The following is a 22913-nucleotide window of genomic DNA, read 5'->3' as shown; positions in this document are numbered from 1 at the left end:
CTAGCGCCGGAAACGCGGGAAAGCCGCGCGACCCGCGTAACGGGCGGCGTCGTCCAGAAGCTCCTCGATGCGCAGCAGCTGGTTGTATTTCGCGACCCGGTCGGAACGGGCAGGGGCTCCGGTCTTGATCTGGCCGCAGTTGACCGCCACCGCGAGGTCGGCGATCGTCGTGTCCTCCGTCTCGCCGGAACGGTGGCTCATCATGCACCGGTAGCCGCTGCGGTGGGCCAGGTCGACCGCGTCGAGCGTCTCCGACAACGTGCCGATCTGGTTGACCTTGACCAGCAGGGCGTTGGCCGTGCCGTCCTTGATGCCGCGCTCCAGCCGCTCCGGGTTGGTGACGAACAGGTCGTCGCCGACGAGCTGCACCTTGTCGCCGAGCGCGTCGGTGATGGCCTTCCAGCCCGCCCAGTCCTCCTCGTCGAGCGGGTCCTCGATCGAGACGAGCGGGTAGTTGGCGACCAGGTCGGCGTAGAACTCGATGAGCTCCTGCGCCGACAGGCCCTTGCCGTCGATCGTGTAGACGCCGTCCTTGTGGAACTCGGAGGCGGCCACGTCGAGCGCCAGCGCGACGTCCTCGCCCGGCACGTAGCCGGCCCGCTCGATCGCGACGAGGATCAGGTCGAGCGCGTCGCGGTTGGACGGCAGATTGGGCGCGAAACCGCCCTCGTCGCCCAGCCCCGTGGCGTAGCCCTTCTCCTTGAGCACGCCCTTGAGCGCGTGGTAGACCTCGGTGCCCACGCGCACCGCCTCGCGGAACGTCCCGGCGCCGATCGGCGCGATCATGAACTCCTGGATGTCGACGTTGGTGTCGGCGTGGGCTCCGCCGTTGAGGATGTTCATCATCGGGACGGGCAGCACGTGGGCGTTGGGGCCGCCGACATAGCGGAAGAGCGGCAGGTCGGCGCTGTCGGCCGCGGCCTTGGCGGCGGCCAGCGAGACGCCCAGGATGGCGTTGGCGCCCAGCTTGGCCTTGTTGGGCGTGCGGTCCAGGTCGATCATGATCTGGTCGATGATGCGCTGGTCCTCGGCCTCGACCCCGTTGATCTCCTCGAAGATCTCGTCGGTCACGGCGAGCACGGCCTTCTCGACGCCCTTGCCGCCGTAACGCTTGCCGCCGTCACGCAGCTCGACCGCCTCGAACTGGCCGGTGGACGCCCCGCTCGGCACTGCCGCACGGCCACTGCTGCCGTCGTCGAGCACGACCTCGACCTCGACCGTCGGGTTGCCCCGGGAGTCGAGGATCTCGCGGGCGTATACGACCTCGATGGTAGCCACGGGATGCGCTCCTAAATCGAAAGGCAATATGCCATCAGAGCCTATCGGTACGCCCGCTCAGCTGGACGACTCCCACGTGCGCACCCGGTCTCGGTAGGTGCGGGCGGCCGCCCGCAGCTCGGCCTCGGCGTCGAGCCCTGCCTCCGCGGCCCTGCGCACGAGGTCGAACAGCTCCCTGGCCACTCCCTGGCCGACGGCGGCCGACAGCGACCCGGGCGCCCCCGCGCGCTCGGCCCTGCGCAGGAGCTGGGCGGCGAGCGACAACGCCGGCTGGCCCATGGGCACGCCGTCGAGCGCCGACTCGCTGCCCTTGGCCGCCCGCTCCGCCGCCTTGATCGTCTCCCAGTTGTCGTTCACCTCGTCGGCGCTCTCCGCCCGCACCGAGCCGAACACGTGGGGGTGGCGGCGTACGAGCTTGCCGACGATGCCCTCGGCGACGTCGTCCATGTCGAAGCCCTCGGCCACCCGCGCGTGGAAGACCACCTGCAGCAGCAGGTCACCGAGTTCCTCGCGGAGCGCGGGATAGTCGCCCTGCTCGATCGTCTCCAGCACCTCGTAGGCCTCTTCGAGGAGGTACGGCACCAGCGACTCGTGCGTCTGCTTGCGGTCCCACGGGCACTCGGTGCGCAGCCGGTCCATCACCGCGACCAGGTCGAGCACCCGCGCCCCCGGCAGGTCGTAGGACCCCGGCACCACCTCGATGAGCGGCGGCTCGTCGAGCCCGATGGCGGCGTTGCCCACCGCCCGCATGAAGGCCTCGTCGTCCTCGGCCAGCCACACGACCGTCTCGGCGACCGACCTGGCGGCCAGCTCCCGCGCGTCGGGCTCGACGACCTCGACCTCGACACCGGCCTCGGCCAGGTAGGGGAGCTGGGGATGCGCGGCGTTGCCGGTCAGCACCGGACCCGAGCGCAACGCCTGCCAGGCCTGGTGGCTCAGCAGGCCTGGAGCGACCCTGGGCGAGGTGGTGACGACGATCAGCGGCACGGGCTAGCCCTGCTGCTGCGGCTGCTGCTCGGTGACCTTGCCGAACCTGGGGTTGAGCGTGTCGAAGCGAGGGCTGTAGGTGACCTTCACCGTGTTCAGTTCCTTCTTGAACCGTTCTTCCCCGCCCTGACCGCCGAACTTCTCCCGCAGCTTGATCAGGCCGGCCAGCGCCCGGCCGTAGTCGCGGGCGTTCGCGGGCGCGACGGTGCCCTGGCCGATCAGGAGCTGGAGCTCGGCGGACGGATATTGCGTGCCGTCGGGCCCGAGCGGACTCTGGATGATCTTGTCGATCTCCGCCTGGCTCACCTGCACGTTGTGGCGCGCCATGAGCTGGCTGTACGCGCTGACCTCGACCATGCGCTGCAACACGCGCCGGCTGGTCGACGCGCCGGTCTCCTGCTCCAAGACCTCTTCGAGGCTCCTGCCGCCGAGCGCGGCCTCCAGCTGCGCAGGCAGCTTGGCCCTACGCAGGGCGTCGGAGTAGGCCCGCGTCTCCTCGTTCAACTGGCTGGCGGAGATGCGCTCGTTGCCCACCACGGCAGCGGCGCCGGCCTGCATGGGCGAGGAGCAGGCGGTCAGCGCCATGCCCGCCGCCGCGGCGGCCACAGCCACTCGTATCGACTTCACGTACGTCCCTTTCCGACCGTAAATCGCCGCTAGCTTACCCGTGCGGGCTCGAGGAACATCGCCTCGACCAGATCGCCACACCATTTGAGCAGGTCGAGATCGCGCAGCGGCTGCCCTCCCAGCGGCTTGGTCTTGGGCACCGGGACGAGCAGAGTCTCCGCCGCCTGCTTGTATATCGCCTTCTTGTAGAGCCGGTCGAGCCGGACCTGCTGCGACTCCTGCAGCCGCACCGGGCCGAACTTGATGTTCTGGCCCTGCAGCGTGACGTCCGTCAGCCCGGCCGAGCGCGCCCTGATGCGGAACCTGGCCACCTCCAGGAGGTTCTCGACCTCCGTCGGCGGCCGGCCGTAGCGGTCGGTGAGCTCGTCGCGGACCTCGTCGATGTTGGCGGGCGAGGCGATGGCCGCGATCCGTTTGTACGCCTCCAGGCGCAGCCGCTCGGAGGTGACGTAGTCGTGCGGGATGTGGGCGTTGATCGGCAGCTCGACCTTGACGTCGTGCTGCTCCTCCGGCGCCTCGGCGCCCGACAGCTTGGCCTTCTGCTCCTGCACGGCCTCGGCCATCAGACGTACGTAGAGGTCGAACCCGACGCCCGCGATGAACCCGGACTGCTCGGCGCCGAGCACGTTGCCGGCGCCGCGGATCTCGAGGTCCTTCATCGCGACGTACATGCCCGCGCCCATCTCGGTGTGCTGCGAGATCGTGGCGAGCCGCTCGTGCGCGGTCTCGGTCAGCGGCTTCTCCGGCGGATAGAGGAAGTAGGCGTAGCCGCGCTCCCTGCCTCGCCCGACCCGCCCTCTGAGCTGGTGGAGCTGCGACAGACCGTAGTTGTCGGCCCGGTCGACGATCAGCGTGTTGGCGTTGGGCACGTCGAGCCCGGACTCCACGATCGTGGTGGAGACCAGCAGGTCGTATTCGCGCTCCCAGAAGCCGACCATGATCTTCTCGAGCTGGTGCTCGTTCATCTGCCCGTGGGCCACCGCGATGCGCGCCTCGGGCACCAGCTCGCGCAGCCGCGCGGCGACCCGGTTGATCGAGGCGACCCGGTTGTGCACGAAGAAGATCTGGCCGTCGCGCATCAGCTCGCGCCTGATCGCCGCCCCGATCTGCTTCTCTTCGTACGGCCCCACGAACGTGAGGATCGGGTGCCGCTCCTCCGGCGGCGTGAGGATCGTCGACATCTCGCGGATGCCGGTCAGCCCCATCTCCAGCGTGCGCGGGATCGGCGTGGCCGACATGGCCAGCACGTCGACCTGCGTGCGGAGGTGTTTCATCGCCTCCTTGTGCTCGACGCCGAACCGCTGCTCCTCGTCAATGATGATGAGGCCGAGGTCCTTGAACCTGACCTCGGGGCTGAGCAGCCGGTGCGTGCCGATCACCACGTCGACGGCGCCGGACCTGAGCCCTTCGAGGGTGCCCTTGACCTCGCCGTCGGTCTGGAAGCGCGAGACGGCCCTGATCGCGACGGGGAAGCTGGAGAACCGCTCGGCGAACGTCGACATGTGCTGCTGGACCAGCAGCGTCGTCGGCACCAGCACCGCCACCTGCTTGCCGTCCTGCACCGCCTTGAACGCCGCCCGCACCGCGATCTCGGTCTTGCCGTAGCCGACGTCGCCGCAGATCAGCCGGTCCATCGGGACGCCGCGCTCCATGTCACGCTTGACCTCGTCGATGGCCTCCAGCTGGTCGCCGGTCTCGGCGTAGGGGAAGGCGTCCTCCATCTCCCGCTGCCACGGCGTGTCCGACCCGAAGGCATACCCTGGCGAGGCCATGCGGGCGGAATAGAGCCTGATCAGCTCGCCGGCGATCTCCTTGACCGCCTTCTTCGCCCGCGACTTGGCCTTGGCCCAGTCGGCGCCGCCCATGCGGTTGAGCGTGGGAGCCTCGCCGCCGACATAGCGGGTGACCTCGTCGAGCTGGTCGGTGGGCACGTAGAGGCGGTCGCCCTTGGCATATTCGATGACCAGGTATTCGCGGGTGGCCCCCTGGACCGTGCGCTGCACCATCTCGACGTAGCGGCCCACGCCGTGCTGCTCGTGCACCACGTGGTCGCCGACCTTGAGCTGCAGCGGGTCGACCATGTTGCGGCGCCGCGACGGCAGCCGCCGCATGTCCTTGGTGGACGCCTTCTGCCCGACCAGGTCGAGATGGGTGAGCACGGCCAGGCCCGGCGTGATGAAGCCGTGCTCGATCAGGCCCGTCGTGACGTGTACGACCTTGGGCTCGGGCGGCTGGTCGATGAACTCCCGCAGCCGCGCGGGCACGTCGACGCCCTTGAGCAGTTCCACCATGCGCTCGGCGGGGCCGTGGCCCTCGCTGAGCAGCACGACCGCCTTGCCGTCGGCCAGCCAGCCCTTGATGTCGGCCAGCGCCCTGGCCGTGTCGCCGCGGTAGGCCTCGGAGTCGTGCGCGTCGAGCTCGACGCCGGCGCCGAACGGCGCCATCGTCCACCAGGGCTGCCCCAGCACGTCGGCGTGCGTGCGGATCTCCTCCAGCGAGCGGAACGCCGCCGCCCCCAGGTCGATGGGCGCCTCGCCGCCGGCCGCCGCGTTGATCCACGAGGCTTCCAGGAACTCCTGCGAGGTGCGTACGAGCTCCTCCGCCCTGCTCCTGATGCGCTCGGGGTCGCACACGAACACCGCCGACCTGGCCGGCAGGTGGTCGAGCAGGAGGTCCATCTCCCCGGCCAGCACGGGCGCGAACGCCTCCATGCCCTCCACCGGCGTGCCGTCGGCGAGCTGGTCGAGCACCTCGGCCAGCGCCGGGTGCTCCTCGGCCAGCGCGCGGGACCTGGCCCTGACCTCGTCGCTCAGCAGCAGCTCGCGGCACGGCGGCGCGAACAACCCGTCCTCGGCCGCCTCCAGCGAGCGCTGGTCGGCCACCTTGAACCAGCGGATCTCCTCGACCGTGTCGCCCCAGAACTCCAGCCGCAGCGGATGTTCCTCGGTGGGCGGGAAGACGTCGAGCAGCCCGCCGCGAACGGCCACCTCGCCCCGCTTCTCCACCATGTCGACCCGGTGGTAGCCGTTGTTGACGAGGTTGCCGACGACGTCGTCGAGGTCGGCGTCGTCGCCCGCGCGCAGCCTGATGGGCTCCAGGTCGCCCAGCCCTTTCACGATCGGCTGCAGCAGCGCCCTGATCGGGGTGACGATCACGCTGAGGGGCCCGGCGGCGGTGTCGTCCTTGATCGGGTGGGCCAGCCGCCTGAGCACCGCGAGCCGCTGACCGACGGTGTCGCTGCGCGGCGAGAGCCGCTCGTGCGGCAGCGTCTCCCATGCCGGGAACACCGCCACCGAGCCGAGCTCCGCGGGATCGATCAGGCTGGTCAGCGCCGCGGCCAGGTCTTCGGCCTCACGCCCGGTCGCGGTGACCGCGAGCACGGTGCGCTGGTCGTGGCCCGCGAGCGCGGCCACGCCGAACGGGCGCAGCGCGGACGGCGCGACCAGCGCGACGTCGCCGCCCTCCTCGAGAGCGGCGGTCAGTTTCGGGTCAGCGCGAACAAGGTCAAGCAGTCCGGAAAGACTCATCAGATACGCCCACAGCCCATTTGCGGCAACACGACTACCCCCGGCCGGGACAGGTCGCGGGGGTTCCTCACCCAGGGTACTCGCCGCGCCGGCTCACCCGAGCTTGTAACCGGGCACCGAGGGCCAGCGCACGGTGAGCACGGTCGACGCCGCCTCGGCCCGCCACGAATGGTCGACACCCTTGCCCCAGACGACGTAGTCGCCCGGCTCGGCCAGCACCACGTCGCGGCCGCGGAACTCGACCACGAAACGCCCGCTGATCAGGACGAGCAGGGCGGTGCGCGTCTCGCCGACGGCCCACGCCGCCCGCCGGTCGCCCGGCGGGTGCACGCCCCACTTGATCTCGACCTCGTCGCTGTGGCGCGGATCGCCCGGGGGCTTGAAATGGCCGAGGAGCCAGCCGGCGTCACCGGCACCGTCGACGCCCGCGTTGCCCACGTAGATCCCCGGCTCGGGCACCTCATCGCTCACGAGCCAGGACGCTAGCAGGGAAATACGTCACACATAACGATTGGTTGATTACTGTAGGTGACATGTCTGAGGTGCGAACCGTCGCCCAGCGAGGCGACCTCTTCGGTCAGCGGGTCCGCGAGCACTGCGCGATGCAGCCGCACAAGCGGCTCGACGTGCTGGTCGCCGGCTGCGCGCATGACGGGCCGCTGGTGCTGGAGCACATCGAGACCAAGGCCACGGGAGCCGACGAGGACCACCCCGTCATCAGGCGGCTCCTCGAGGAGCGGGGAGACCTGGCCGCGTGGTCGCTGGGCGACCTGCGCTGCGTGCCCATGCCGCCCAGGTCCTACGACGTGGTGCAGGTGTCGTTCCTGCTGGAGCGGGTCAGGCACGCCGAGCTGGTCTTCGACCGCCTGCTGCAGTCACTGCGCCCCGGCGGCCTGGTGCTGCTGCGCATGCGCGACCGCGGCTCCGCCTATGGCCTGCTCGACCGGATGACGCCGTCGTGGCTGCGCGGCCTGCTGTGGCGCCCGCTCGTCCCGCCGGGATGGCCGGGGCCGCTGCCGACCGTCTACGAGCCGCTGACGTCGAGCGACGGCCTGCACGCGTTCTGTCTCAGCCGCGGCCTCATGATCACCGACGAGGTGCGCACCATCAGCGGCCCCGCGCGCTCCCGCCGCATCGGCGCCGCGGCCATCACGGCGGTCTCCAGGCTGACCAACGACCGCTATCCCGCCTCCCACGACGAGATCGCCATGGTGATCAGGAAACCCCAGCACCACTTCGCCCGGCTCATCTAGTGCCACACTGTTTCCACCCGCTAGGATTGTTTCCTACCAATTCAATCGGATTAGTTGGGATGACGAATACGTGGAGTGGACCCCCGACCCGCGCGAGCTGGCCGATCTCGAGCTGCTGCTCTCCGGCGCGTTCGAGCCGCTGACCGGGTTCCTCGGCCACGACGACCTGCACGCCGTGCATGAGCGCGGCACGCTCGCCGACGGCACGTCGTGGCCCGCTCCCGTCACCCTCCATCTGCCCGCCGACGTCTCACCCGGCGACGAGGTCACCCTGCTCGATCCCGAAGGGCTGCCGCTGGCCAGGCTGACGGTGAGCGCCCACGAGCCCGACGGGCTGACCTCCGGGCCCGTCCACGGCCTCGGCACGCCCGAGCACGGGCCGTTCGCGCGCCTGCGGCGCACGCCGGCCGACGTGCGGGCCGAGCTCGGCGGGCGGCCCGCGCTCGCCGTCACCATGCGCGGGCCGCTCGACGACCTCTCCGAGATCATCGCCACCGCGAAAGAGCTCGACGCGGTGATCCTGCTGCTTCCCCTCGCGTACGGCGAGGCGGGCCCCGCCGTCGTACGCGCCGCGCTGCGCGCGAGAGACCAGCTACCCGAGGGCACGCTCGTCGTCTCCGTCCCCCTGGCGCCACGCGACGAGCCGGAGATCGACCTGGAGCTGCGCGAGCACGTCGCCGCCGCCTACGGCGCGACCGAGCACCTGGCGGGCCCCGACCCCGTGCACATCCCCGGCCCGCCGCACCGGCGCGGCCTCGTGGTCTTCTTCACCGGGCTGTCCGGCTCCGGCAAGTCCACCATCGCCCGCGGCCTGCGCGACGCGCTGCTGGAGCTCGGCACCCGCACCGTGACCTACCTCGACGGCGACGTGGTGCGCCACCTGCTGTCCAAGGGCCTGACCTTCTCGAAGGCCGACCGCGACCTCAATATCCGCCGCATCGGCTTCGTCGCCGCCGAGGCCGCCCGGCACGGCGGTCTGGCCATCTGCGCGCCCATCGCCCCCTACGCGGCGACCCGTGCGGAGGTGCGCGAGACGGTCGAGTCCGTCGGGGCCGACTTCCTGCTCGTACACGTCGCCACGCCGCTGGAGGAGTGCGAGCGCCGCGACCGCAAGGGCCTGTACGCCAAGGCCCGCGCCGGGCTCATCCCCGAGTTCACCGGCATCTCCGACCCGTACGAAGAGCCGGACGACGCCGACCTGACGATCGACACCACGCACATCACGATCGAGGCGGCCGTCTCCCAGGTCCTGGAGACGCTGAGGTCCGGCGGCTGGGTCCGGTGAGCGACCGATGAGCGAGGAGCTGGTGAGCGACCGATGAGCACAGATCTGGCGCTGATCGGCGGGTCGTTCCTCGTCGCGATCGTGGTGGGCCTGACCGGCATGGGCGGCGGGGCCCTCATGACGCCCATGATGATGTTGTTCTTCAACGTCCCTCCCCTGGCCGCCGTCTCCAGCGACCTGGTCGCCTCGGCCGTGATGAAGCCGGTCGGCGGCGTGGTGCATCTGCGCACCGGCACGGTCAACCTGCGCCTGGTGGCCTGGTTGTGCGCGGGCTCGGTGCCTGCCGCGTTCTGCGGGGTGTTCCTGGCCCGCGCGTTCGCGGTCACCGACGCGGTCAAGTACGCGCTCGGCGTGGCGCTGTTGCTGGCCGTGGCGGGTATGGCGGTCAAGTCGTGGCTCGGCGGGCGGGGTGGATCGTCGAGCGCGCATGAGATCGTCGTGCGCCCATTTCCGACCCTACTGGTCGGTATGATAGGCGGGCTGGTCGTCGGCGTCTCGTCCGTCGGCTCGGGATCGCTGATCATCGTGGCCCTGCTCGTGCTCTATCCGGCGCTCAAGGCCAACCAGCTCGTCGGCACGGACCTCGTCCAGGCCGTGCCGCTGGTCGTCTCGGCGGCGCTCGGCCACCTGCTGTTCGGCGACTTCCAGGCGGACCTCACGCTGTCGCTGCTCATCGGCTCGATCCCGGGCGTCTATCTCGGCGCCAGGATCTCCTCGCGCGCACCCGGCGGCCTCATCCGGGCGATGCTGGCGATCGTCCTGCTCGCCTCCGCGCTCAAGCTGCTCGACGTGGACGACCTCGTCACCCTCTGCGCCCTCGCCGCCGCCACCGCGGTAACCGTCGCGGGCTGGCGCCTGCGCGCCAGAGCCGAGACTCCCCAGCCGCGGGGCGAGAAGGTCGGCACGCGTTAGGGCCGCGGCACCGGGGTGGCACGGAAGTAGGGGTCACGGGCGAGCGCGGTGAACGCGCGGTCGGCCGCCTCGTCGGAGTCGAAGCTGGTGTCACCGCGCGGCGCCTGCGGGGAGTCAAAGTAGATCAGCGCCTTGATCTGGGGATAACGCTTGATCTGGCGGCGTACGGACTCGAAGAAGGCCCGCTTGAACGACCGGTCGAGCGGCCGCGAGAACGCCCCCCACTCGGCCACCATGACCGGCTTGCCGGGGAAACGGGCCTGCATCCAGCGGTAGAAGCCCGGCCAGTCGGGATATTCCTTGCGGGTCTTGTTGACCAGGCCCTCGAAGTCGTCGACCCGATGGTCGGCATAGGGGTCCATGGCCACCCAGTCGACCACGTCGTCACCCGGATAGAGGTCCTCGAACCAGGGCTTGGCCGCCCAGTTGGGCGCCCCCATGTACGTCATCACCATGACGGCGTTCTTCACGCCCCGCTCCCGCAGCCGCAGCACGATGTGCCGGAACATCGCCGCGTAGTCGGTGGCCTGCATGCCCGAGCCCGACGAGGCGTCCACGTCGTTCTCCGGCTCGTGGTGCACGGTGAGGAAGAACCGCTCGGGGAAGGTGCGCCGGAGGTGGCCGGCCAGCCGGTCGATCCTGGCGTCGAGCGCCCCGTCGGCGATCTCGGCCCAGGTGTGGTCGAACGACGGCTTCCAGTTGATCAGCAGCAGCCTCGGCCTGGCCGGGTCGCGGGCCAGCCGGATCTCGGCGTCGGTCGGGAACAACTCGCTGCCCCGGTGGTAGACGTGCAGCACGTCTGCGCCGGCGTCCATGCGCGACTCCGCGCCGCGCAGCGCCTCCTCCACCGGGGCGCCGGTGAAGATCTCGGGCGCGATGCCCCACCAGGCGCCGCACGACGGGATGAGCTTGCTGGTCGCCGTGCACGCGGGCGGGCCCGCGACGTCACGCGCCGGCTCCTCGACCGCGACCGGCGCCCCGGCGTCGGAGTCGGCCACGGTGGAGCAGGCGGCCATCGTCGTGGCCACGGCCAGGATCATGCCGGTGAATGCCGTGTTCGTCGCGCTATGAGAAATGCCCCGTTGCCGCAAAGCCTTCCAACCCCCCTTGTCGAACGACCCTGCCTGTCAAACCTGAACCTTGCCATGACATTCCGCGAACTTCAGCCAGTGTGGAAGTCTCCCCACGTCACCGCAGCCACAATTCGCCCGACTTATCCATGTATTTCGATATATGAAGGGGCTTCTTTGTGGCCGTACCGGAGAAAATCTTGTGTATTCAGCCGAGGTAAAGGCGGGCGGCCCTATAGTGGGCGCACACCCGGCCGGTGACGCGGAGTCGCTGATCGATGACGACGCGCACATGATCCAGGAGACCCCTCATGAGCCTGCCGCCGGACCCTCAGGTCCCCCGCACCGGCGCCCAGCTGGGTGAGCATCTCGCGCCGCTGCGCCGGCGCTGGGCCGTCCTCGTCGGCTGCGTCGTCGCCGGCGGCGCCGCGGGGCTCGCGCTGCTGTGGTTGACGCCGGCCTCCTACACCGCGACCACGCAGGTGCTCGTCATGCCCGTCGGCACGCAGGAGCCGGGCAACCAGGTGACCAACCGCCAGCGCGAGGCGCTCAACCTCGACACCGAGGCCCAGGTCGCCCGGTCCACCGTGGTCGCCACGCGGGCCGCCATGGCGCTGCGGGGCGCCGAGCTCGAGGAGGTCGAGGTCTCGGTGCCGCCCAACTCCGCGGTGTTGTGGATCGCGGTGACCGCCGCCGAGCCCGCCGCCGCGGCGGCCCAGTCCCACGCCTACGCCGAGGCCTACCTCGCCCACCGCCGCCACAACGCGCTGACCGCGATGGCCGAGCAGCAGCGCACCGTCCTCGCCAAGCTCAAGCACGTCAACTCCGCCATCGAGCTGACGATCAAGCGGCTGCACACGCTGCCCCGCGGCAGCGCCGAGCACGCGATCGCCGCCCAGCGCCAGAACGTCCTCAACCGGCAGGCCGCCAACCTCGCGCTGAAATACGACGAGCTGCGGACCGTCGCGGTGACCCCCGGCGCGATCATCAGCAAGGCCGAGCCGCCCACCGAGCCCAGCGGCCCCGTCCTGCCGCTCCACCTCGGCACCGGGCTCATGGCCGGGCTGCTCACCGGCACGGCCGCCGCCCACGCCCGCGACCGGCTCGACACGCGCCTGCGCACGGCCGCCGACATCGAGCGCCTGACCGGCCTGCCCGTTCTCGCCGACCTGTCGAGACCGGGCGAGCACGAGCTGCCCCACGACCTGGCCGGCGCCGTGGTCGCCGCATGCCCCGGCAACCGGCTCCTGGTCAAGGCGCTGCCCGCGCACCTCTACGTCTCCTCGCCCGCCGAGCCGCTCGCGGTCGGCGCGCCGCTGACGGTGCTCGACGGCTCCGACGTGCGCGACCTGTCCAGGGCGGACGCGGCCCTGCTGCTCGTCGGGCTCCGCCGGGTCACCTCCACCGAAGTCGCGGCCACCGTACGCCGCCTCGCCCGGCACGACGTTCCCGTCATCGGCGCGGTCGCCGCCACCGACGCGGTGCCGTCGTTCGTCCCCTACATCGAGGCGCGCCCGCACACCTCGCTCGGCAAACTCGTCGCCACCGGCGAACTCCAAGTGAGCGTGCCGGCTGAGGGCACGCGCATGCAGGCGCTGCACCGGACCAGGCGGAGGGGCAAGCCAGCGTGAAAGGCCCCGCGTGGCCCATCGCCGCGCTGCTGGTCGGCTATCCGATCTGGTGGGCGCTCGGGTTCGGCGGCCTGGCGGTGATCGTCCTGGCGGCGCCCATGGTGGTGATCCTCTGGCGGCGCAGGCCGATCAGGGTGCCGCGCGGGTTCGGGCTGTGGCTGCTGCTGCTGGCCGGCTATCTGGTGAGCGGTCTGATGCTGGCGGAGATGCCGCCCGGCACCTACGGCGAGCTCGGGCCCGGCAGGATCATCGGCTACGGCATGCGGCTGGCGCTCTACACGGCGATCCTCATCGTGGTGCTCTACCTCGGCAACCTGACCGAGCGCGAGCTGCCGCAACTGCGCCTGGTGCGGATGATGGGCGCGCTCTTCGTCACCACGGTCGCGGGCGGGCTGCTCGGCGTGCTGTTCCCGTCGTTCCACTTCACCTCGCCGGTGGAGCTGCTGCTGCCCGGCTGGATCGGCGAGAACCCGTTCGTCCAGAACCTCATCCACCCCACCGCCGGCCAGACGCAGAAGGTGCTCGGCTACGCCATGCCCAGGCCCGAGGCGCCCTTCGAATGGGCCAATGCGTGGGGCAGCAACGTGTCGGTGCTGCTCGTCTGGTTCGTGGTCGGCTGGTGGGTGTACGGCGGGCGGCGGCGCAGGGCTCTCGCCGTGGTGCTGATCGCTCTGGCCGCCGTCCCCATCGTGTACTCCCTCAACCGCGGCCTGTGGATCGGTCTCGGCCTGGCCGTGCTCTACCTGATCGTCCGGGTGGGCGGGCGCACGCGCGTCGCGCTCTGCGGGGGCGTGGCCGTGGCGGCGCTGGCGTTCGCGCTCAGCCCGCTCGCCCCGCTGTTCGCGCAGCGGCTGGACAAGCCGCACTCCAACGACATCAGGGCCTTCACCGTGAGCGCGACGCTCGCCGCCGCCTCCCACTCGCCGGTCATCGGCTACGGCAACACGCGCAACGCGACCGGCAACCACCGCACGATCACCACGGGCAAGACCCAGTGGTGCACGGGCTGCGGGCACCCGCCGCTGGGCAGCGACGGGCAGCTCTGGCTGCTGATCATGACGCAGGGGTTCACCGGGGCGGCGCTCTACGTGGCGTTCTTCGCGGGCGCCATCCGGCGGCACTGGCGTGACCGCAGCCCCGCCGGGCTGGCCGGGGTGCTCGTCATGGGGCTCGTGCTGCTCTACATGTTCGTCTACGACGGCCTGTTCACGCCGCTCAGCCTGTACCTCATCTCGTTCGCCATCCTGTGGAGGAACGCGTCACCCGCTCCCCGGCATGAGGGCCGGAGTATCCATGGAGGTTTCCGATGACCGACGCCGCCGTCCGCCTCGGCTATCTCGCGGAGACCGTGCGGCTGCTGTATCCCGGGCCGGGCTCCCCCCGCCCTTACACCGTGCTGCCGCACACGGCCCTGCCGCGCCGGCTCGCGCCGCGCCGCTGGTGGCATGTGGGGTCGCGGGTCGTGGTGCCGGTCGAGGGCTCCATCGCGGCGCACCTGAGCGAGGTCTTCGCCCGGCCGGTCGAGACGGTCCTGCACGTACGTCCCGCGCGGCGGGCCAACCGCAAGCCCGTTCTCGAGGTGCGCTCGGGAGCGCGGCGGCTGGCGTTCGTGAAGATCGGCGACAGCCCGCGCGCCCGCGAACTGGTCGCCGCCGAGGCGGCCGCCCTGCACCGGCTGGCCGGGATGTCGCTGGACACGGTGGTCGCGCCCAGGGTGCTGCACCACGGCGGCTGGAAGGGGCTCACGGTGCTGGCGCTCGCGCCGCTGCCGGTCCGGCACGGCCGGGTGAGCGAGCCGCTGCGGCTCGCCGCGGTCAAGGAGATCGCGGCCACCGGAGGGTCGTCGCCGGCCTGGCACGGTGACCTCGCGCCCTGGAACATGTGCCCCTCCCCCGACGGGCGGCTGCTCGTATGGGACTGGGAGCGCTACGAAGTCGGCGTGCCCTACGGGCTGGACGCCGTGCACCACTTCTTCCAGCGGGCCCTGCGCAGGATGAGCCCGCCGGTCGCGGCGCGGGCCTGCCTGGCACAGTCCGTACGCGTGCTCGCGCCCCTGGGGGTGTCGGCGTCGGTGGCGAGGCAGACCGCCCTGCGTTACCTGATCGCGCTGGCCGACAGGCACGCGGCCGACGGCCACGCCCCGCTCGGGCCTCCCGAGACCTGGCTCTGCCCGGTCGTCGACCACGAGGAGCTGCTCACGTGAAGGCCTTCAAGGCGCCGGTGTTGTCGATGTCCAGGAACACGGGCAGGTTCACGTCGGGCGCCCGGATGTTGCCGTCGTTCCTGATCGCGGGGGCACAGCGGTGCGGCACCACCTCGCTGTACCGCGCCCTGGAACAACACCCGCTGCTGCTCAAGCCGGTGTTGCACAAGGGCGTGCACTACTTCGACGTCGGCTATGAGCGGGGAATGTCCTGGTATCAGGGGCATTTCCCGCTGCGGGCCGGCGCGGCGCTGCTCGGCCGCCGGTACGGCGCGCGGGCGCTGGCGTTCGAGTCGTCGCCCTACTACCTGTTCCATCCGCTGGCCGGGGAGCGCATCGCGGCCGACCTGCCCGGCGTGAAGCTCATCGTGCTGGTGCGCGACCCGGTGGAGCGGGCCTGCTCCGCGCACGCCCACGAGCTGGCCAGGGGGTTCGAGACGGAGTCGCACTTCGAGCGCGCGGTCGAGCTGGAGGAACGGCGCCTGGCCGGAGCGGAGGAGCTGCTGCGGAACGAACCCTTCGCGCTCCACCACGCCCATCGCCACCAGGCCTACCTCGCCCGGGGCCGCTACGCCGACCAGCTCGACCGGCTGGAGCCGTTGTTCGGGCGCGAGCGCATCCTGGTGCTCGACAGCCACCTGTTCTTCGCCCGGCCGAGGGCCGTCTATGACCGGGTACTGGACTTCCTGGAGGTGCCCCGGCTGGGCTGTCCGGAGTTCGAGCGGCACAACGGCCGGGCGTTGCCGCGCCGGGTGCCGCCCGATCTGGCGCGGGCGCTGCGGGAGCACTTCGCCCCGCACGACGCCCGGCTGGCGCGGTGGCTGGGCGGTGAGCCGTCGTGGCGCCAGTGACCGGCCCAATGGTCGGCCCAATGGTCGGCCCAATGGTCGGCCCGGTAATCGGCTCGGTGAGGCGGCGGGGGGTCGCCGGGGTCGCGGGGGCCGTCTTCAGCGCGCTCACGCAGTTTGCCCTGGTCGTGGTGGTGACGAGGTCGTTCACGGCGGCGGAGGCGGGGGCGTTCTTCACGGTGACCGCGCTGGCCCTGATGGCGGCCGGGATCGCCAAGCTGGACGCCGGGAACGGGCTGATCTACTTCATCGCCCGCGCTCGAACCTTCGAGTATCGCGGTATTTCGGGATATATCCGGGCGGCGCTCCTCCCCAGCGTGGTGGCGGCCTGCGCCGCGGGCGCGCTGCTGTATCCGCATCTCGGGTTGCTCGCCGCGGCGATCCCGCTCATCGTGGCGGGCGACGTCCTGCTGGCCGCAACCAGGGGGTTCGGGGCCATGAGGCCCACCGTGGTGCTGGACGGCGTGCTGGTGCCGGGCTGCCAGCTCGCCCTGGTGACCGCCGTGGCGCTGACCGGGGCGGTGTGGTGGCTGCCCGTCGCGTGGGCGGCGCCGTACGCGCTGCTGCCGGTCCTGGCCGCCACCACGTTGCGGGGACGGGCGCCGCACACGCCGTACCTCTCGGGCACGGGCAGGGACCTGTGGCGCCACACCGCGCCCCGCTCGGTCGCGGGGGCGATCCAGGCGGTGTTCCAGCGGGTGGACATCCTGATCGTCGCCGCGCTCGGCGGGCCCGCGCAGGCCGCCGTCTACACGGCCGCCACCCGGTTCAAGGTGGTCGGGCAGCTCGCCAACCAGGGACTGGCGCAGGCCGTACAGGCTCGGCTGGTGAGGGCGCTCGCCGCGGGCGAGCGGGCGCGCGCAGGGGAGCTCTACCAGACCGCCACGGTCTGGCTGGTGCTGATGACCTGGCCGGTCTGGCTGGGGTACGCGGCGCTGGCGCCCTGGCTGCTGCACCTGTTCGGCCCCTCCTACAGCCAGGCGGCGCCGGTGGCGCTCGTCCTGGCGGGGACGATGATGGTGGCCACGGCCTGCGGGATGGTCGACGTGGTGCTGACCGCCGCCGGGCACACCGGCGCGAGCCTGCTCAACGTGCTGGCCGCGATCGCCTGCACCGTGGCCCTCGACCTGGCCCTGATCCCCTCGTACGGGGCTCTCGGAGCGGTCGTCGGCTGGTCGGGCGGCGTCCTGGTGAAGAACCTGCTCCCCTTGTGGCAGCTCCACCGCCGCTACGGCCTGCACCCGTTCGGGCGCCACACCCTGGCGGCGCTGCGCCTGCGCACGCGGGCCGCCGCGTGACCCGGGCCCCCGTGCTGGTGACCGGCCTGCCGAGAAGCGGCACGAGCTGGACCGGCAAGATGCTCGCCGCCGGCGGCGACCTCGTCTACGTCAACGAGCCGCTCAACCCGCAACACCCGCCAGGACGCTGCCCGGGAGTGCTCAGGGCCGAGGTGACCCACCGGTTCCAGTACATCTGCGACGACAACGCCGCCACCTGGCTGCCCGCCTTCCGCGACACGGTCGCCCTGCGCTACCGCTGGCTGTCCGAGGCGCGGGCCAACCACTCGCCGTACGACCTGGCCCGCCTCGTCCGTTACGGCACCGCGTTCACGCTCGGCCGGCTGGCGGGCCGGCGGGCGCTGCTCGACGACCCGTTCGCCGTGCTGAGCGCCGGCTGGTTCGCCCGCCGCCTGGGGTGCCGGGTGATCGCGCTGGTGCGCGATCCGGTGTCGTTCGTGGCGAGCTGGCAGCGGCTGGGGTGGACCGTCCACTTCCACGAGCTGCTGGAGCAGCCGCTGCTCGTACGTGACCACCCCGGCCTGCTGGAGTTGCGCGCCCTGGTCGGCTCGCAGGACCGCATCGCCAAGGCCGCCGCGCTGTGGCGGGCGACCCGCTCGATCCTGGCCCGCACGCCGGGCATCCTCATCACGTCGTACGAATCCCTGGCCGCCGACCCGCTCCCCCGCTTCCGCGACCTGTACGACCACGCCGGCCTGTCCTGGACGCCCGCCGCCGAACGCCGCATCCTGCGAGCCTGCACCGGCCCCTCAGCGCCTGGGAGGGGGTTCGCCTGGTCGCGCCTGTCACGCACGGCGTACCGGCCCATGGACTCCCGCCGGGCCCTGCGCGACGCGGCCCGCGGCCTCACCCCCGAGGACGCCGCCCGCGTACGAGCCCTCACCGCCACCTGACCCGGCCATCCGGCGCTCATCCCGTCGGAGTCAGCCGCTCTGCCGGATCGCCGGACGTGACCGGGCGCCGGACCTGACCCGTGCGATGAGCGAGCCGCCCAGCAGCCGGGCCGCGAACGGCAGGTCGTCGACCAGGTAGCGGCGCGCCAGCCGGCCTGGCTCGACGGCCAGCCGGAACGCCCATTCCAGCCCGGCCCGCCGCATCCACTCCGGAGCCCTGGCGACCGTCCCCGCGGCGAATCCGATCGCCGCGCCACACCCCAGGAACCACGTCCCCGGCAGCTCGTGCCGCAGGTCGGCGATGAGCCGGTCCTGTCTCGGGAATCCCAGCCCGGCGAACACGAGCCGTGGCCGTGCGGCGACCACCCTCCGCAGGACGCTCTCCCTGCCCTCGGTGGTCGCGTCGAAGCCGTACGGCGGACCGTGGGCGCCGCATACCCGCAGTCGCGGAAAGCGGCTCGTGAGCTCGGCCGCGGCCTTGCGCGCGACGCCGGGCGGGCCGCCGAGCAGGTAGACGGGCCAGCCGTGACGGGCGGCGGAGCGGCTGAGCGACCAGATGAGATCGGCTCCCGTGACGCGCTGGGGCAGCGGGGTGCCCTGCAGCCTGGCCGCCCACACCAGCGGCATGCCGTCGGCCACGACGAGCTCCGCCGAGCACACCAGGTCGTTCAGGGCGGGATCGGCGACGGCGGCTCTGCAGATGTCGACGTTCGGGGTGACGATCCGGCCGCCCCTTCCCGACTCCAGCTCGCCTGCCACCCATGCGACCACGTCGTCCTCGGTGAGCGCGTCCACCTCGACCCCGCCCACCCGTACCCGCGCCGCCCGCCGCGCTCCCGGGTCGAGGACCTCCGCTCCGGGCGCCACGGACGGCACCGGCCCCGCACAGAGCTGTGCCGCGAGAACGGGAACCGCCCGCCCGGAGGAGGCTAAGGGCCCGGCGGGACGCTCATGGGACATGGCGCCCGAGGCTGTGGCGTGTAGCGGGGTGGTGGGCGGAGTCAAATGCCGTGCCCCCTGTGGTGGAGCGTTGTGAGGACGGTGGGCGCGGAGACGAGACCAGCCGCCACGGCGAGCGCGATCGCCGCGCGCGGCTCGCCCAGCCGGGCCGCGAACGTGCGCAGCGCCCAGCGGGCGGCCTCGCGGCGGTGCCCGAGCGCGGCGTGGCTGAAGGCGAGCTGGCCGTAGATCCGCGCCGCGCCCCGCGGGTCCCCGGCGAGCTCGGGGTGGCGGGCGAGCATCCAGTCGAGCCCGGCGATGCGGTCGGCCCAGCGCGTGGCGTAGTGGGATCCGCCCCATCGCACCCGGACCAGCGGACGGTCGACCTGCACGATCGGCCGGCGCCTGGCGGCGCGCAGGGCGAGGTCCCAGTCTTCGTTCTGCCCGGCGGGGGCGGTCTCGTCCACCCACAACGAGCCGCGCTCGAACAGGAACGTCGACGAGTGCACCATCACCATCCGCGAACGGACCAGGTCGCCGGCCGTCACCGTCGAGGCGCCGGCGAGGCGGATCACGCGACGGCCGGCGTATTCGACCTCGATGCCGCAGCTGGCGAACTCGCCGCCGTCGCGCAGCGCCCGCACCTGCGCGGCGAGCTTGCCGGGCAGCCACACGTCGTCGTCGTCGCAGAACGCGACGAGGTCGGTGTCGCACGCCGCGATCCCGGTGTTCCGTGCCCCTGGGAGCCCGGGGGTGAGCAGGTTGGGCATGACCCGTAGCCGTGCGGGCCGGTCAGGAGAGGCCACGTCGGCCACCTGCTCGGCGACGTCGCGGGCCGCGGCGGCCGGCTCGGCGTCAGGAGTGTCGGCCACCACGACCACGCGGAGCCCGCCGGGATGGTCCTGGGCGAGGACCGCTGCCACGGCCTCGCGCAGCTGGGCGGGGCGGTTGCCGCGGGTCGGGATCACCACGCCGACGGATGGGGTCATGCCGCGCTCCGATAGCCGTACCGGGCCCTGAGCGGCCAGGTGAGCAGGTCGACTGCGCGCCGGTCGCGGCCCGCCAGCCCCGACACCCAGGCGTCGTCCCGCCGGAGCTCCACCCGCCCCACGCGGAAGCGCATCGGGTTGCCGGAGGCCGTGTGGGAGGGGCCGAGCCAGGCGGTCGAGCCGTCGATGAACGGCAGGTCCGCCGCGGCCAGGCCGAGGCCGTGGGCCAGGCGGGTGAGCGTGGCCACGGGCGCGGCCACGAGGTCTTCGTAGCGGACGCGGATCACCCGCGCCCCGCGCCCGGCGAGCAGCTCGAGCGCGGCGTTCTGGGCCGTCCAGTGGACGGCCGCTCTGGCGGGGCCCCAGCGGGTCATGGGACGCCCGTCCTCGGGGCGCTCGACGGTCCTGCCCCAGGAGTGGGCGACGGCGCGCGGGTCTCGGACCACGTGGACGATCGACACGTCCACGCCCGCGGCGACCAGGCAGCAGGCCAGGGACGCGTGCTTGCTGGAGTCGATCACGACAGGCGCGCCCGCGGCGGAGTAGAGCGTCTGGTACGCCCGCGCGTATTCGGCCAGGTCGGGATGCGCGATGCGGGGGATCCTGCGGGTGCGGTCGACCCGGCGCCGCAACGTCAGGACCCTTCCGGCCACTGACGTGGTCCAGCCACCGAACGCCCGCTCACCGACCGCACGCCAGAAGGCGCAGGCCGGGAAGGCCGCACCGCACCCGCAGAGCTCCTGCGCGAGGACGCCCCTCTCCCAGACGTGCACCACCTCTCCCAGCGCCACCACGCCGGGCAGCTCGCCCAGCAGCCTTTCCAGCAGCGTGGTGCCGCTGCGGCCGAGGCCTCCCAGGTAGATGACCCGGGTGGGTGGGTGGTCGGTCACGGAAAAGGGCCTTCGCGTCGCCAACACGGAACGCGAAGACCCTAGCGCGGAGCGTAATCAGATGGTCACGGATTCGCCAAAAGATCTACCTCAGTGCGCGTCCATGACCATGCCGGCGGCGACCGTGCCGTTCGTGGCCTCGTCTACGAGGATGAAGCCGCCGGTCATCCGGTTGCGGGAGTAGTCGTCCACGAACAGCGGCTGGGTGACCCGCAGCGACACCCGCCCGATCTCGTTGAGGCCGAGCGACGTGGCCTCTTCGTCCCGGTGCAGCGTGTTGACGTCGAGCCGGTAGTGCAGGTCGCGCACCAGGGCGCGCGCCGTACGGGTGGTGTGCTTGATCGTCAGCTTGGTGCGGGGCGTCAGCTTGATGCCGTCGGCCATCCAGCAGATCATCGCCTCCAGCTCCTGCGCGACGTGCGGCTGGTTGTTGGGCCTGGCGATCATGTCGCCGCGCGAGATGTCGAGGTCGTCCTCGAAGCGCAGCGTCACCGACATGGGCGAGAACGCCTCCTCCACCGGACCGTCGAACGTGTCGATCGACGCGATCCGCGTGGTGAGCCCCGAGGGCAGGTGCATCACCTCGTCGCCCGGCTTGAGCACCCCGCCCGCCACCTGGCCGGCGTAGCCGCGGTAGTCGTGGAAGGCGTGGTCGGTGGCCCGCTGCGGGCGGATCACGTACTGGACGGGGAAGCGCACGTCGGTCAGGTTGCGGTCGGAGGCGATGTGCACGTTCTCCAGGTGGTGCAGCAGCGACGTGCCGAGATACCAGGGCATGTTCTCCGAGCGGGAGACCACGTTGTCGCCGTTGAGCGCGGAGATCGGGATGAAGGTGAGGTCGCCGACGTTCAGCTTGGACGCGAACGAGGTGAACTCCTCCCTGATCTCCTCGAACCGCTCCTGCGAGTAGTCGACCAAATCCATCTTGTTGACGGCGAGCACCAGGTGCGGCACGCGCAGCAGCGAGGCCAGGAACGCGTGGCGCCGCGACTGCTCCAGCACCCCCTTGCGGGCGTCGATGAGGATGATCGCCAGGTCTGCTGTGGAGGCGCCGGTGACCATGTTGCGGGTGTACTGGATGTGGCCGGGCGTGTCGGCGATGATGAACTTGCGGCGCGGTGTCGCGAAATAGCGATAGGCCACGTCGATCGTGATGCCCTGCTCGCGCTCGGCCCGCAGCCCGTCGGTCAGCAGCGACAGGTCGGTGTATTCGGTGCCGCGGTCACGCGAGGTGCGCTCGACGGCCTCGAGCTGGTCCTCGAAGATCGCCTTGGAGTCGTAGAGCAACCGTCCGATGAGGGTGGACTTGCCGTCGTCGACGCTCCCCGCAGTGGCAAAGCGAAGAATGTCCATCAGAAGTAGCCCTCTCTCTTCCTGTCCTCCATGGCGGCCTCGGACGCCCGGTCGTCGGCCCTGGTGGCGCCGCGCTCGGTGATCCGGGTGGCCGCGATCTCCTCGATGATCTCCTCGACCGTGGTGGCCGGGGACTGCACGGCGCCCGTGCAGGTCATGTCGCCCACGGTGCGGTAGCGCACCACCGCTTCGTACAGCGGCTCGTCGTCGCCGCGCTGGACAACGTCGGCGTCGGGCAGCAGCATGCCGTCGCGCTCGAACACCTTGCGGGTGTGGGCGAAGTAGATGGAGGGAATCTCGATGCCCTCGCGCCTGATGTAGTCCCAGACGTCGAGCTCGGTCCAGTTGGACAGCGGGAAGACACGGATGTGCTCGCCCTTGCGGATGCGGGCGTTGTAGAGGTTCCACAGCTCGGGGCGCTGGTTCTTCGGATCCCACTGGCCGAAGTCGTCGCGGAAGGAGAACACCCGCTCCTTGGCCCTGGCCTTCTCCTCGTCGCGCCTGGCTCCGCCGAACACGGCGTCGAACTCGTGCGCCTCGATCGCGTCGAGCAGGGTGGTGGTCTGCAGGCGGTTGCGCGAGGCGCGCCGGCCCGTCTGCTCGACGACCCTGCCCTGGTCGATCGACTCCTGCACGCTGGCCACGATCAGGCGCGCGCCGAGCTCGGCGGTGCGGCGGTCACGGAACTCGATGACCTCGTCGAAGTTGTGGCCGGTGTCGACGTGCATGAGCGGGAACGGGATGGGTGCGGGCCAGAACGCCTTCTCCGCGATGCGGAGCATGACGATCGAGTCCTTGCCTCCGGAGAAGAGCAGACAGGGGCGCTCGAACTCGGCGGCCACCTCACGCATGATGTGAATGGCCTCTGCCTCGAGCACGTCGAGCTGCGACGTCGTGTAGTCGCGCTGGAGCATGGAAGCTTCCTCCGGA

At 71.5% G+C, this 22913-nt stretch carries 20 protein-coding genes; 9 read left to right on the top strand and 11 right to left on the bottom strand.

The genetic code is table 11. The annotated features are described in order from the left end of the window. The 5 genes from eno to ABGB14_RS24895 form a co-directional block, all read right to left on the bottom strand. Positions 1–1278 (bottom strand): phosphopyruvate hydratase, encoded by a 1278-nt coding sequence (gene eno / locus ABGB14_RS24915; RefSeq protein WP_347646239.1) that lies wholly within the window; start codon positions 1276–1278, stop codon positions 1–3. 57 nt (positions 1279–1335) lie between these two features. Further along, positions 1336–2265, bottom strand: coding sequence for a MazG family protein (locus ABGB14_RS24910; RefSeq protein ID WP_347646238.1), 930 nt, complete (start codon positions 2263–2265; stop codon positions 1336–1338). A gap of 3 nt (positions 2266–2268) precedes the next feature. Further along, entirely contained in the window at positions 2269–2892 is a 624-nt protein-coding gene (locus ABGB14_RS24905) for a hypothetical protein (protein ID WP_347646237.1), read from the bottom strand. A 29-nt stretch (positions 2893–2921) separates the two neighbouring features. Then, positions 2922–6419, bottom strand: coding sequence for a transcription-repair coupling factor (gene mfd / locus ABGB14_RS24900; protein WP_347646236.1), 3498 nt, complete (start codon positions 6417–6419; stop codon positions 2922–2924). A gap of 93 nt (positions 6420–6512) precedes the next feature. Beyond that, positions 6513–6890, bottom strand: a complete 378-nt coding sequence (locus ABGB14_RS24895) for a signal peptidase I (RefSeq protein ID WP_347646235.1) — start codon at positions 6888–6890, stop codon at positions 6513–6515. A gap of 62 nt (positions 6891–6952) precedes the next feature. Here ABGB14_RS24895 and ABGB14_RS24890 point away from each other — a divergent pair, with 62 nt between their 5' ends. The 3 genes from ABGB14_RS24890 to ABGB14_RS24880 all read left to right on the top strand — a co-directional run bounded on the left by ABGB14_RS24890 (position 6953) and on the right by ABGB14_RS24880 (position 9869). Then, positions 6953–7672, top strand: a complete 720-nt coding sequence (locus ABGB14_RS24890) for a class I SAM-dependent methyltransferase (RefSeq protein WP_347646234.1) — start codon at positions 6953–6955, stop codon at positions 7670–7672. Between the two features lie 70 nt (positions 7673–7742). Beyond that, complete coding sequence (gene cysC, locus ABGB14_RS24885) at positions 7743–8957, top strand: adenylyl-sulfate kinase (RefSeq protein ID WP_347646233.1); 1215 nt, start codon at positions 7743–7745, stop codon at positions 8955–8957. A 33-nt stretch (positions 8958–8990) separates the two neighbouring features. Next, positions 8991–9869: a sulfite exporter TauE/SafE family protein gene (locus tag ABGB14_RS24880; protein ID WP_347646232.1), complete on the top strand. Its 879-nt coding sequence runs from the start codon at positions 8991–8993 to the stop codon at positions 9867–9869. Here ABGB14_RS24880 and ABGB14_RS24875 read toward each other — a convergent pair. Continuing rightward, complete coding sequence (locus tag ABGB14_RS24875; protein WP_347646231.1) at positions 9866–10897, bottom strand: hypothetical protein; 1032 nt, start codon at positions 10895–10897, stop codon at positions 9866–9868. The genes ABGB14_RS24880 and ABGB14_RS24875 overlap by 4 nt on opposite strands. Before the next feature lie 353 nt (positions 10898–11250). Between ABGB14_RS24875 and ABGB14_RS24870 the strand changes: the two genes are divergently transcribed. The 6 genes from ABGB14_RS24870 to ABGB14_RS24845 are packed head-to-tail and all read left to right on the top strand — an operon-like array spanning position 11251 to position 17812. Beyond that, positions 11251–12570: a Wzz/FepE/Etk N-terminal domain-containing protein gene (locus ABGB14_RS24870; RefSeq protein ID WP_347646230.1), complete on the top strand. Its 1320-nt coding sequence runs from the start codon at positions 11251–11253 to the stop codon at positions 12568–12570. Continuing rightward, positions 12567–13880, top strand: coding sequence for a hypothetical protein (locus ABGB14_RS24865; protein ID WP_347646229.1), 1314 nt, complete (start codon positions 12567–12569; stop codon positions 13878–13880). Before ABGB14_RS24870 ends, ABGB14_RS24865 begins: the two co-directional genes overlap by 4 nt. Further along, positions 13877–14773 carry a hypothetical protein gene (locus ABGB14_RS24860; RefSeq protein ID WP_347646228.1) on the top strand — a complete coding sequence of 299 codons (897 nt, stop codon included), beginning with the start codon at positions 13877–13879 and terminating at the stop codon, positions 14771–14773. Before ABGB14_RS24865 ends, ABGB14_RS24860 begins: the two co-directional genes overlap by 4 nt. A gap of 26 nt (positions 14774–14799) precedes the next feature. Beyond that, positions 14800–15624, top strand: a complete 825-nt coding sequence (locus ABGB14_RS24855; protein ID WP_347646457.1) for a sulfotransferase domain-containing protein — start codon at positions 14800–14802, stop codon at positions 15622–15624. Positions 15625–15656: 32 nt separating this feature from the next. Further along, a complete protein-coding gene (locus tag ABGB14_RS24850; RefSeq protein ID WP_347646227.1) occupies positions 15657–16919 on the top strand; it encodes a polysaccharide biosynthesis C-terminal domain-containing protein in 1263 nt (420 codons plus the stop codon). After that, entirely contained in the window at positions 16916–17812 is an 897-nt protein-coding gene (locus ABGB14_RS24845) for a sulfotransferase (RefSeq protein ID WP_347646226.1), read from the top strand. The genes ABGB14_RS24850 and ABGB14_RS24845 overlap by 4 nt, the downstream gene beginning before the upstream one ends. A 30-nt stretch (positions 17813–17842) precedes the next feature. Here ABGB14_RS24845 and ABGB14_RS24840 read toward each other — a convergent pair whose 3' ends face one another. From ABGB14_RS24840 to cysD, 5 genes are all read right to left on the bottom strand, one after another. Continuing rightward, a complete protein-coding gene (locus ABGB14_RS24840) occupies positions 17843–18679 on the bottom strand; it encodes a WecB/TagA/CpsF family glycosyltransferase (RefSeq protein ID WP_347646225.1) in 837 nt (278 codons plus the stop codon). Positions 18680–18813: 134 nt separating this feature from the next. After that, positions 18814–19740, bottom strand: coding sequence for a glycosyltransferase family 2 protein (locus ABGB14_RS24835; RefSeq protein ID WP_347646224.1), 927 nt, complete (start codon positions 19738–19740; stop codon positions 18814–18816). Next, complete coding sequence (locus ABGB14_RS24830) at positions 19737–20630, bottom strand: sulfotransferase (RefSeq protein ID WP_347646223.1); 894 nt, start codon at positions 20628–20630, stop codon at positions 19737–19739. Before ABGB14_RS24830 ends, ABGB14_RS24835 begins: the two co-directional genes overlap by 4 nt. A gap of 90 nt (positions 20631–20720) precedes the next feature. Next, positions 20721–21983, bottom strand: a complete 1263-nt coding sequence (gene cysN / locus ABGB14_RS24825) for a sulfate adenylyltransferase subunit CysN (RefSeq protein ID WP_347624137.1) — start codon at positions 21981–21983, stop codon at positions 20721–20723. After that, complete coding sequence (gene cysD / locus ABGB14_RS24820; protein ID WP_347646222.1) at positions 21983–22897, bottom strand: sulfate adenylyltransferase subunit CysD; 915 nt, start codon at positions 22895–22897, stop codon at positions 21983–21985. Before cysD ends, cysN begins: the two co-directional genes overlap by 1 nt. Between the last annotated feature and the right edge of the window lie 16 nt (positions 22898–22913).

Source organism: Nonomuraea sp. B10E15, from assembly GCF_039871615.1.
Lineage (GTDB): Bacteria > Actinomycetota > Actinomycetes > Streptosporangiales > Streptosporangiaceae > Nonomuraea.
Note: the sequence above shows the minus strand (reverse complement) of the source record. Positions and strands in the feature narration are given on the sequence as shown.